We start from the raw sequence: 11,249 nt of genomic DNA, 5'->3' as shown, positions 1-11,249 counted from the left end.
CGTGTGCTTTTCATAGGAACGGGTCAGCCGGCGGCGGAGCACCGTGCTCCGCCGCCTCCGCGGTCCGGCCGCGCTCCCGGTGCGCCGTGCTCTCAGAACAGCCTGAGCTTGTCGTCCTCGATGCCGCGCAGCGAGTCGTAGTCGAGCGTGACGCAGCCGATGCCGCGGTCGGAGGCGAGCACCCGGGCCTGCGGCTTGATCTCCTGCGCGGCGAACACGCCCTTGACCGGGGCGAGATGAGGATCGCGGTTGAGGAGATCGAGATAGCGGGTCAGCTGCTCGACGCCGTCGATCTCGCCGCGGCGCTTGATCTCGATGGCCACCGTGGCGCCCGTGTCGTCGCGGCCGAGGATGTCGACGGGGCCGATGGCCGTCGGATACTCGCGGCGGATCAGCGTCCAGCCCTCGCCCAGGGTCTCCATGCGGTCCGCGAGCAGCTCCTGGAGGTGTGCCTCGACGCCGTCCTTGATCAGCCCGGGATCCGTGCCGAGCTCGTGTGAGCTGTCGTGGAGGATCTCGTCCATGGTGATGATCAATTTCTCGCCCGACTTGTTCTCCACGGTCCAGACGGAGCCGTCCCCCTCCTCGGACTCCTTCACCGAGCACGGCGGGGACATCCAGTTGAGCGGCTTGTACGCGCGGTCGTCCGCGTGCACGGAGACGGAGCCGTCGGCCTTGACCAGGATCAGCCGTGGGGCCAGGGGGAGATGAGCGGTGAGCCTGCCGGCGTAGTCGACGGAGCACCGGGCGATGACGAGACGCATGAGCGGTCACGCTACTGGACACGCTTCCGCGATGCGATTCGCCCCCGATGGCCCTCTTCGACTGTGGCCGGATGTATGCCCATTCGCATGGTGCGGTCACTGTCCGCCCCTTAACGTTAACGTTGGGGGGTGTCGCTGTACGGAGTCGTGTGAACACCCGGCGCCGAGCGGGTCCCTTCCAATCCATCAGGTAGATCCCTGGAACTCCGGGGGTCGCGAGAGGAGATCCCATGTCGCTCGACGTCTCACCGGCCCTGCTGGCACAAGCAGAACGGGACGAAGTCGACGAGCGTGACTTCGTCGACTGCGTCCGTACGTCCCTCCCTTACGCATGGGAGATGGTCAGCACCCTGGTGGCCCGGCTCAAGGTGGACGGCGGCGAATTCGCCGACAACCAGACGCCGCCGCCGGACGAGCAGGCACGCGGCCAGCTGCTGCGGGCGCTGGCCAGCGATGCGATACGCGGCGCGCTGGAACGTCACTTCGGAGTGCGGCTGGCCTTCCAGAACTGTCACCGGGTCGCCGTCTTCCCGCTCGACGACGCGGTCGACGAGAGGCTGGCGCGCTTCACGTCCGTCCGCGGTCAGCTGCTCAACCAGTCGCCTACGCTTCGCGACTGCTGAATCGGGGCGGCTGGCACTCGTGCCGCGCTGCCGCTGCTCCCGTGGGCAGCGGCAGCGTGCTGTGTGCGCAGCGTCCGGTAGAGCGGTGCCCCGCGCGTGAACTCCCACGAGAATTCACGGGGTTGAGCGTGGATTCACCTGCTCATCGCTCCGGGGGGGGGAGAAGCGGGAGAACCTCGTCGCTCAGCCGCTGCACGTTGCGTTCCGTCGCCACGAGGTCGCCCGTGCCCTCGACGAGCAGCGCGAAGCGGCCGATCCCGGTGCGCTCGCGCGTCGCGGCGAGCCGGTCCGCGCACAGTCGCGGTGTCCCCACCGGGTGCAGGCGGCACAGCAGTTCGGTATATGCGACCGGGTCGCGCATCGTGCGCTTGCGGTCGTCCACGGTGCGATGCGCTCCGAGTCCCTGGCGGAACCAACCCGGCATCGCCTTCTTCAGCGACTCCGCCGCCTCCGCGGTGTCGTCGCCGACCTGGGCGACGCCCGCCGAGACGTGGAGCGAGGCCGCATGGTCGATCTCCGGCTGACCGTGCCCGGCCTCCCGCGCCTCGCGGTGCCACATCGTGACGATCTCCGCCTTCTCCTCGTCGTCGCAGTGCATGCCGAGCAGCATCGGCAGACAGCGCCGCGCCGCGAGCCGGACGGTGCCCGGCGAGGTGCAGGCCACGATCACGGCGGGACGGCTCGACGGCGGCTCGCCCGGCTCGTCCTGCGCCGGCAGGCCAGTGCCGCCCTGCGCCTGTACGCCCGCACCCTCCTGGGCCGGCACCAAGGGCGCCTCGCAGCGGGGGACCACGTCGACCTCGCGGAACCGGTAGCGCTCGCCCTCCGCTCCGACGCGGGGCTCCCGTAGCCAGCGCAGCAGCAGATCCAGCGCCTCCGGGAAGCCGTGCTCGTACGCGTCGAGGCCGCCGCCGAGCACCTCCAGATCGACCCAGGGCCCGCCGCGTCCGACTCCGAGCGTGAAGCGGCCGCCGGAGGTGAGGTGCAGCAGCGCGGACTGCTCGCCCAGGGCGACCGGATGGGCGTTGGGCAGCACGGATACCGCCGTGCCCACGCCGATGCGCCGCGTGCGCCCCAGGAGCATCGCGGCGAGCGTCACCGCGGACGGGCAGACGCCGTAGGGAACGAAATGGTGCTCGGCGAGCCAGACGGAATCGAGCCCCGACTCCTCCGCCACCTCCGCCGTACGGACCGCGCGGTGCAGCGCCTCTCTCTGACCTTGCCCGGGGAACTGCGCGGCCAAGACGAATGCTCCAACTCGCATGCTGCTCCGTCCTCTTGGGCTTGCCGTCCCCTCCAGGCAATAACGGCTGACACGTGCCAAAGGCACGGCTTGATGGGCACTGATTGTTCCGATGAACGGCAACTGGCAACAGGCTGCGGACTCGATCAGTCCTCCCGCGCGCCAGGGCTGCGGGCTCACGGGGTGTCTGTGGCTACTGTGGGGACAACCGCAGTCCGAGCTCCCGAGGTGTTCCGTGTCGCCGCGTCGTAACCGCCCCCGCAGCGGTGCAGCCAAACCGTCCGCCGGCAGCCCCAGCGAGGAGGAGCGCGGGACGCGGTACGGGCTCGAGCGCACCGACGAGTGGCGCGGCGAGGAGTGGGCCGTACGGCAGGTCGGCGGCACGGCAGGCAAGCGGTACCGCTGCCCCGGCTGCGACCAGGAGATCCCGGCCGGCGTGCCCCACGTGGTGGCCTGGCCCCGGCTGGGCGACGTGGACGACCGGCGCCACTGGCACAAGGCCTGCTGGAACGCTCGCGACCGGCGCGGGGCGCGGGTCCAGCGCTCGCGCAACGCGCCCCGGTACTGAGCCGCCGGCGACCTGTACTGACGACCTGACCTGACGAACTGAACTGCCCCCGCACCGGGCCCTCGTGCGCCCGGCGCGGGGCGCGGACCGGCAGCGTTCAATGGGCCCGGCGCGGGCCGCGGGCCGGCGCGGTACAGTTCAAGAGTCCTGTTGTCTCCGATAGAGGTGGACGTTGCGCATCTGAGGTCCGCGATCACCACGCGTCACGGCACTGCCCGTACGACGGTCATGTCGAGCCGGCCACCCGCCGCCCGTGACCCCGCGTGGATGCGACCTCGGTGCACGAACCGTCCCTCACCCCCTCCGGGCCAGGGCCCGCACGTTCCTTCCAACGTCCTTCACGGTTCTGCCGCCGCGTGGTGCTCGCACACGGGAGTCCCTTTCCACCGCGCACGCGACTGCGAGAATCAACGTGATCAACACCGACCAGAGTCCCAACACGTCCGGACCGTCCGTGACTTGCTCCGGGCTCTCCTTCCACTGGCCGGACGGCACCGCCGTGTTCGACCGGCTCTCGCTCACCATCGGACGGGGCCGCACGGGCCTCGTCGGCGCCAACGGCTCCGGCAAGTCGACCCTGCTGCATCTGCTGTCCGGGCGGCTGCGGCCCTCGGGGGGTTCGGTGAGCGTCGGCGGCGGCCTCGCTCTTCTCCCGCAGAACATCACGCTCGACACGTCTCTCCGCGTCGACGAGGCGCTGGGCATCGCCGAGCGGCGGCGTGCGCTGCGCGCCATCGAGGCGGGGGACGTCGGCGAGGAGCACTTCGAGACCGTCGGCGACGACTGGGACGTCGAGGAGCGGGCCCTGGTGACGCTCGGCTCCCTCGGTCTCGCGGACGTCGGACTGGACCGCACCGTCGGCGAGCTGTCCGGCGGCGAGACCGTACTGCTGCGGCTGGCGGCGCTGCTGCTGGAGCGTCCCGGCGTGCTGCTGCTGGACGAACCGACCAACAACCTCGACCTGTTCGCGCGCCGGCGCCTCTACGAGGCCGTGGACTCCTGGCGCTCCGGAGTCCTCGTCGTGGTCAGCCACGACCGTGAGCTGCTGGAGCGCGTGGACCGCATCGCGGAGCTGCGCTCCGGCGCGGTGAGCTGGTACGGGGGCGGCTGGTCCGCGTACGAGGAGGCGCTGGCGACGCAGCAGGAGGCGGCCGGGCGGATGCTGCGCGCCGCCGAGGCGGACGTGCGCCGGCAGAAGCGCGAGCTGGAGGAGACGCAGATCAAGCTGGCGCGACGGCAGCGCAACAGCCGGAAGATGGACGCCCAGCGGCGGGCGCCGAAGATCGTCGCGGGTGAGCGCAAGCGGTCGGCACAGGAGTCCGCGGGCAAGCTCCGCGGACTGCACGAGGACCGGCTGGACGAGGCGCGCGAGAGGCGCGAGGAGGCCGCGGAAGCCGTCCGCGAGGACGCGGAGATCCGCGTGGACCTGCCGCGCACCGCGGTGCCCGCGGGACGCACCGTCCTTCGCGTGCGCGAGCTGCGTCCGCGGTACGGACGGCTGCGCGAGGCCGGACTCGACGTGCGGGGCCCCGAACGCATCGCGCTCGTCGGGCGCAACGGCGCGGGCAAGACCACGTTGCTGCGCACGCTCGCGGGTCAGCTCGAACCGCGCTCCGGCGAGGCGGAGGTGTCCGTACCGCTGCGGTTCCTGCCGCAGCGCCTGGACGTGCTGGACGAGGAGTTGAGCGTCGCCGCGAACGTCGCCCGCACGGCACCCGGAGCGAGCGACAACCACATCCGCGCGCAGCTCGCCCGGTTCCTGTTCAAGGGAGCGCGCGCCGCGCAGCCCGCGGGCACGCTCTCCGGCGGAGAGCGCCTGCGGGCGACCCTCGCCGCGATGCTGCTCGCCGAGCCGGCACCGCAGCTGCTGATGCTGGACGAGCCGACGAACAACCTGGACGTGCCGGGCGTACGCCAGCTGACGAGCGCGCTCGCCTCATACGAGGGCGCGCTGCTCATCGCTGCCCACGATCTTCGCTTCCTCGAATCGGTCGGGATCACCCGCTGGCTCCTGGTGGGGGAGGAGCTGCGGGAGCTCCGGGCGGACGAGGTGCGGGAGGAGCTGGCCGCCGTGCCCGGGGATTAGCGCGCGAAGGTGCGGCGCCGGGCGCCGGCTACCGCCGCGCCCTCCGGGCTGGGCCTAGGCCGGGGGCCGCCGCCACGGTGCGCGGTCGCCCGCGGCCGCGTCAACTGGCCTTGATCCGCCCCCGGTTGAGCCGAGGAGGCGCCGTCAGGGCGTGCCGTCAGGGCCGGCGGCCTGGTGGCGGCGCAGGCGTGCTCGTTGGGGGAGGACGGTGTATTTCGGGTCCCGGGAGGATTCCAGGCCCGCGTGGAAGACGCCCAGGCGTGTGCACGCCGAGGCCGCGAGGAGCGTCAGGCCGCTGGCGGCGGCGGCCACGCGGCTGCGCCCCGCGAGCAGCGCCGCACCCGCCGCGCCCGCGGCCGACAGCGCCCCGGCGGCGCGCATCCAGCGTCCGCCGGGGCCGTCGCGGTAGACCTCGGCGACGAGGCCCAGCCTGCGCTCCATGGCCTTCAGCGCCGCGTTCTCCAGCGCCGTCCCGGCGAGCGCGGCGCTGCGCGCCGGGCCGTTCTCGGCGGTCGGCGACATCGCAAGTGCCATGCCGGAGGCGGCGGTTGCCGCCGAGCCGACGAAGACGAAGGGCAGTTCGCGGTAGCCGTCGTGCCAGCCCGGCACCGCCGTGTCCGCCGCGAGCACCGCCGTGTACGTCGCGACCGACGGACCGAGCAGCGCCGCGCCGGCCGTCGCCGCACGGCCCACGCGCGGCAGCGTCCCGCGGAGGTCGCACAGGGCCGCCACCCCCGCGGCCGGGCCGTACGCGGAGAGCAGCCACGACCCCACGCTCATCGGCGACGTCGGCTTGAAGACCCGGAGCATGTTGACGAAGCGCCCGGGGCGTCCGAGGTCGTGGATGAGGGCGGCGGCCGAACCGGCGACCGCGACGGCCGAGGAGGTCTTCAGCGCGCGGGCCATGACGGGACGTCCCGTCAGCTCGGCACCCGCGGCGAGCACCGAGCCGGCACCGGCGAGTCCGCCCAGGAAGAAGTAGCCGGCGATGTTCAGCGGCTGCCATGCGGGCTGGTTGAGCACGGGCCTGCCGTAGTACGAGGTGAACTCGGCCTCCGGCACCACCGTCTGCTCGCCCTTGCGGCCGCGCCGCCTGCGTCCGCGGTGCCTGCCCCTGCCGGGGGCCTCCGCCCGCGAGCCGTCGCCGTCCGTCAGGTCCTGGCCGCCGACGAGTGCGGCGCGTCCCGGACGCACGCCCCGCAGCCCTTGCTTCGTGACGTCCGCGACGCTCCCGAACTCCCGCTCCTCGGCGGGGTTTCCGTAGATCTGGCCGGGCCTGTAGCCGCGGCCGTGCCCGTCCTTGTGCCCGTCCTTGTGGCCGTTCTTGTGACCGTCACCGCGGGCGCCGCCCGTTCCGCCGCCCATGCCGCTTCCCGTTCCGCCGCTCATCGCCCGAACCTCCTCACCGGCGCGCTGCCGCGGCCGTGCGCCGCGAAGATCGCCGCGAGCCCGCCGAGCAGCGTGAGCGCCGCCGCTCCGGCGTGCCCCCACATGCCGGGCAGGTCGCGCGTGGTGACGACCGGGTCCGGAGGCAGTCCGTACACCTCGGGCTCGTCGAGCAGCAGGAAGAAGGCGCCGTCGCCGCCGACGCCGTCCTGGGGGTCGTGTCCGTACAGGCGCGCGTCGCTCACCCCGGCCTCGCGCAGCTGGTCGACGCGCTCCTGCGCCCGCACTCGCAACTCGTCCAGCGGCCCGAACTGGATGGACTCCGTGGGGCACGCCTTCGCGCACGCCGGTTCCTGGCCCGCGCCGAGCCGGTCGTAGCACATCGTGCACTTGAACGCCCGCCCGTCGTGCGGGCGTTGCTCGATGACGCCGTACGGGCAGGCCGGTACGCAGTAGCCGCAGCCGTTGCAGATGTCCTCCTGCACGACGACGGTGCCGAACTCGGTGCGGAAGAGCGACCCGGTGGGGCACACGTCCAGGCAGGCGGCATGCGTGCAGTGCTTGCAGACGTCGGAGGACATCAGCCAGCGGAACTCGCCGCGGCCTTCGCGGTCGCCGTCGTTGTCACGGTCGCCCTCCGGCGTGCCGGTCCAGGCCGCAGCGCCGGCAACGTCCGCGGTGCCCGCACCCATCGTCTGGTCCCCGGCACCCGGGCCCGGAGTCGTCGGCGTGATCGCGGCGTCCCCGGGGTCCGTGCCCGAGCCCTGTGCGGCGAGCGCGAGGACGTCGACGGCGCCGTGGCCGACGTCCGCATGCGCCCGGCCCATGGGCTTGCTCTGCTCGATGAAGGCCACGTGCCGCCACGTCGAGGCGCCCAGGCCCTGGGAGTTGTCGTAGCTCATCCCGGTGAGGTCGAGGCCGTCCTCCGGGATGGCGTTCCACTCCTTGCACGCCACCTCGCACGCCTTGCACCCGATGCAGACCGAGGTGTCGGTGAAGAAGCCCATGCGGGGCGGGTGTTGGCCAGGCGCCCCGGGAGCGCCGTGTCCGGCGTCGCCGGCCACGTCCTCCTCGGGGCCGGCGAGCAGATTGCGGCCGATGAGGGAGCCGGGTCCGCTGGAGCCCTTCATCCTCGTACCTCCATTCCCGTCTCTTCGCCGACGCCGCCGCGCTCGCGGTACTCCTCCAGCAGCCGCAGCAGATCCGGGCCGCGGGGCCGGCGGCCTGGGCGGATGTCCGCGGTCAGCGCCTTGACCTCCTGGATGTGCACGTTCGGGTCGAGCGCGATGGAGGTCAGCTCGTTCGCGGAGTCGCCCGTCGAGTAGCCGTTGCGGCCCCAGTGGTACGGCAGCCCGATCTGGTGGACGGTGCGGCCGCCCGCACGCAGCGGAGACATCCGCTCCGTGACCAGCACCCGCGCCTCGATCGCTCCGCGTGCGGTGACGATCGTCGCCCAGCCCGCGTGCTCCAGGCCCCGCTCCGCGGCCAGTTGGGGTGAGACCTCGCAGAAGAACTCCGGCTGCAACTCCGCCAGATAGGGAGACCAGCGCGTCATGCCGCCCGCGGTGAAGTGCTCGGTGAGCCGGTACGTCGTCACCACGTACGGGTAGATGTCCGAGCCCGCCTCCGTACCGCTGGGGTGGTAGCGGTTGTGCTCGTCGCGGAAGATCTGCCGCACCGGGCTGCGCTGCTGCCCGTAGAGGGGGTTGGCGACAGGCGAGTCCTGCGGCTCGTAGTGCGTGGGGAGCGGACCGTCGAGGAGCCCGGCCGGTGCGTAGAGCCAGCCCTTCCCGTCGGCCTGCATGATGAACGGATCGACGCCGCTGAGCGCGTCGGGGCCCGTCGCGTCCGGCTCGGGGCGGAAGGAGGGCGGCCGGTCCGCGACGAAGTCCGGGGTGTCGTGCCCGGTCCAGCGGCGCTCCTTCTCGTCCCACCACACCAGCGCCTTGCGGTCGCTCCACGGGGCGCCGTCCGGGTCGGCCGAGGCGCGGTTGTAGAGGATGCGGCGGTTGGCGGGCCAGGCCCACGCCCACTCGGCGGCGATCCAGTCCTGTTCGGTGTGGGGCTTCCTGCGGGCCGCCTGGTTGACGCCGTCCGCGTAGACGCCGCAGTAGATCCAGCAGCCGCAGGAGGTCGAGCCGTCGTCCTTCAGCTGCTGGTAGCGGGAGAGGGGACGGCCGTCCGCGTCATGGCCGTTGATCTCGGCGAGCACCGCCTCGGCCCTCGGCTCGTTCAGCGGGCCGTCGGCCGGGTAGTCCCAGGCGAGGTCGAGCAGCGGACGGTCCATCGAGTCGGTGGAGCCCTTGAGACGTTCCCGGATGCGCCTGCCGAGGTGGTAGACGAACCACAGGTCGCTGCGGGCCTCGCCGTCGGGCTCCCTGGCCGCGTGGTGCCACTGCACGTACCGGTTCGTGTTGGTGAACGACCCCGACTTCTCCGTGTGGGAGGCGGCGGGGAAGAAGAAGACCTCGGTGCCGATGTCCTCGGTGCGCAGCTCCCCGCTCTCGATCTCGGGGCCGTCCTTCCACCACGTGGCCGACTCGACGAGCGAGAAGTCGCGGACGACCTGCCATTCGAGGGCGGCCATTCCCAGGCGCTGCATGCGGGAGTTGGCCGAGCCGACGGCGGGGTTCTCGCCCATGAGGAAGTAGCCCTTGCACACGCCGTCGAGCTGGTTGAGCACGGTGTCGTACGTGCTGTGCGAGCCGGTGAGCCGGGGCAGGTGGCCGAAGCAGTAGTCGTTGGCGGCCGTGGCCGCATCGCCCCAGTACGCCTTCATCAGGCTGACGACGTAGGAGCGCATGTTGCCCCAGAAGCCCTTGTCCGACCGCACCGCCTCGACGAACTTCTCCAGGTCCTCGTCCTCGTGCGCGTGCGGCATCGGGATGTAGCCGGGCAGCAGATTGAAGAGGGTGGGGATGTCGCTGGAGCCCTGGATGCTGGCGTGGCCGCGCAGGGCCTGGATGCCGCCGCCGGGACGGCCGATGTTGCCCAGCAGCAGCTGGAGGATGCAGGCCGTACGGATGTACTGGGCGCCGACGGTGTGCTGCGTCCAGCCGACCGCGTAGCAGAACTCGCTGGTGCGGTCGGGACCGGAGTTCTCCACGAGCGCGCGGCACACCTCCAGGAACGTCTCCCGGGGGATGCCGCAGGTCTCCTCCACCATCTCCGGGGTGTAGCGCGAGAAGTGGCGCTTGAGGATCTGGTAGACGCAGCGCGGATCCTGGAGCGTGCGGTCCTGCCGCGACTCGGACTCGCCCGCCAGCGCCGGCCCTCCGGAGCCGTAGGTCTCGGCCGTCCCGTAGCCCGCCGGTGGCCCGGCGCCCTGGACACGCGCGTCGTACAGCGCGTCACGCTCACCGGAGGCGGCCTGCACGGTGCCGCCGCCCTCGTACTGCCAGGTCTGCATGTCGTAGCGGCGGGTCTCGGGGTTGAGGCCGGAGAAGAGGCCGTCGAGGTCCTCGGTGTCCTGGAACCCGTCGCCGACGATGGTCGCGGCGTTGGTGTACTCCAGCACGTACTCGCGGAAGTCGGAGCCGGTGCTGAGCACGTGGTTGACGATGCCGCCGAGGAACGCGATGTCGGTTCCGGCGCGGATGGGCACGTACAGATCGGCCAGGGCGCTCGTACGCGTGAAGCGCGGATCGACGTGGATGACCTTGGCGCCGCGCGCCTTGGCCTCCATCACCCACTGGAAGCCGACGGGGTGCGCCTCGGCGAAGTTGGAGCCCTCGATGACGATGCAGTCGGAGTTCTGCAAGTCCTGGAGGAAGGTGGTGGCGCCGCCGCGCCCGAAGGACGTGCCGAGCCCGGCGACCGTCGAACTGTGGCAGACCCGGGCCTGGTTCTCGACCTGCACGACGCCCAGAGCGGTGAAGAGCTTCTTGATCAGGTAGTTCTCTTCGTTGTCGAGGGCCGCTCCGCCCAGCGTCGCGATGCCGAGGGTGCGGTTGACGCGCAGTCCTTCGTGCTCCCACTGCCAGGTCTCCCGGCGCGTACGGATCACCCGTTCCGCCACCATGTCCATGGCGGTCTCCAGGTCCAGCCGCTCCCAGTCCCGGCCGTACGGGCGCCTGTAGAGGACCTCGTGGCGGCGGGCGTCGCCGGTGGTGAGCTGGAGCGTCGCCGCGCCCTTGGGGCAGAGGCGGCCGCGGCTGACGGGGGAGTCGGGGTCGCCCTCGATCTGGACGACCTCGCCGTCCTTGACGTAGACGTTCTGCCCGCAGCCCACGGCGCAGTACGGGCAGACCGACTTCACGACCTCGTCCGCGTCCTCGGTGCGCGGCCGCAGCCCGCGCGTGTACGCGGAGGACGCGGCGGCCCCGCGCCCCAGCGGGTCGTCCCCGGTGAGCTGCCGGTACACGGGCCAGCTCGTGAGCCAGGTGCGCACACCCATCGCCGTCCTCCGTCCACGCGCGTCCATGCGATAGCGCGGGACCAGTGCCCCTCTGCGCCGTCTTTACGCGTGACGGTCCGGCAGACGGGTCCGGGGGAGCGGCGGGTGGGTGTGCGATGCGCGTACGTACGCGGGGATGCGGACGTGCGGCGCGACGGCGGGATCGGCGGCTCGGGCGCAACC

Annotated in this window: 8 protein-coding genes; 3 read left to right on the top strand and 5 right to left on the bottom strand. The window is 72.1% G+C overall.

Features of this window, described 5'->3' with window-relative positions:
• Positions 1-92: 92 nt before the first annotated feature.
• Entirely contained in the window at positions 93-764 is a 672-nt protein-coding gene (gene nucS, locus QQM67_RS27140; protein ID WP_314177402.1) for an endonuclease NucS, read from the bottom strand.
• 230 nt (positions 765-994) lie between these two features.
• Between nucS and QQM67_RS27135 the strand changes: the two genes are divergently transcribed.
• Entirely contained in the window at positions 995-1,387 is a 393-nt protein-coding gene (locus tag QQM67_RS27135) for an SCO5389 family protein (RefSeq protein ID WP_314177400.1), read from the top strand.
• 142 nt (positions 1,388-1,529) lie between these two features.
• Here QQM67_RS27135 and QQM67_RS27130 read toward each other — a convergent pair whose 3' ends face one another.
• On the bottom strand, positions 1,530-2,651 hold the full coding sequence (locus tag QQM67_RS27130; protein ID WP_314177398.1) for an LLM class flavin-dependent oxidoreductase: 1,122 nt from the start codon (positions 2,649-2,651) through the stop codon (positions 1,530-1,532).
• 214 nt (positions 2,652-2,865) lie between these two features.
• Between QQM67_RS27130 and QQM67_RS27125 the strand changes: the two genes are divergently transcribed.
• Positions 2,866-3,198, top strand: a complete 333-nt coding sequence (locus QQM67_RS27125; RefSeq protein ID WP_314177395.1) for an ATP/GTP-binding protein — start codon at positions 2,866-2,868, stop codon at positions 3,196-3,198.
• Positions 3,199-3,610: 412 nt separating this feature from the next.
• On the top strand, positions 3,611-5,284 hold the full coding sequence (locus tag QQM67_RS27120; protein WP_399067702.1) for an ATP-binding cassette domain-containing protein: 1,674 nt from the start codon (positions 3,611-3,613) through the stop codon (positions 5,282-5,284).
• Positions 5,285-5,428: 144 nt separating this feature from the next.
• On the opposite strand, the gene nrfD is transcribed toward QQM67_RS27120, so the two are convergent.
• From nrfD to fdh, 3 genes are all read right to left on the bottom strand, one after another.
• Complete coding sequence (nrfD, locus tag QQM67_RS27115; RefSeq protein ID WP_399067740.1) at positions 5,429-6,487, bottom strand: NrfD/PsrC family molybdoenzyme membrane anchor subunit; 1,059 nt, start codon at positions 6,485-6,487, stop codon at positions 5,429-5,431.
• Between the two features lie 182 nt (positions 6,488-6,669).
• The gene (locus QQM67_RS27110; RefSeq protein WP_314177393.1) at positions 6,670-7,800 is read right to left on the bottom strand and encodes a 4Fe-4S dicluster domain-containing protein; all 1,131 of its coding nucleotides are present in this window, start codon (positions 7,798-7,800) and stop codon (positions 6,670-6,672) included.
• Complete coding sequence (gene fdh / locus QQM67_RS27105) at positions 7,797-11,066, bottom strand: formate dehydrogenase (protein WP_314177390.1); 3,270 nt, start codon at positions 11,064-11,066, stop codon at positions 7,797-7,799. The genes QQM67_RS27110 and fdh overlap by 4 nt, the downstream gene beginning before the upstream one ends.
• Positions 11,067-11,249 lie beyond the last annotated feature (183 nt).

The sequence above is a fragment of the Streptomyces winkii genome, assembly GCF_032248595.1.
Classification (GTDB): Bacteria; Actinomycetota; Actinomycetes; order Streptomycetales; family Streptomycetaceae; genus Streptomyces; species Streptomyces winkii.
Note: the sequence above shows the minus strand (reverse complement) of the source record. Positions and strands in the feature narration are given on the sequence as shown.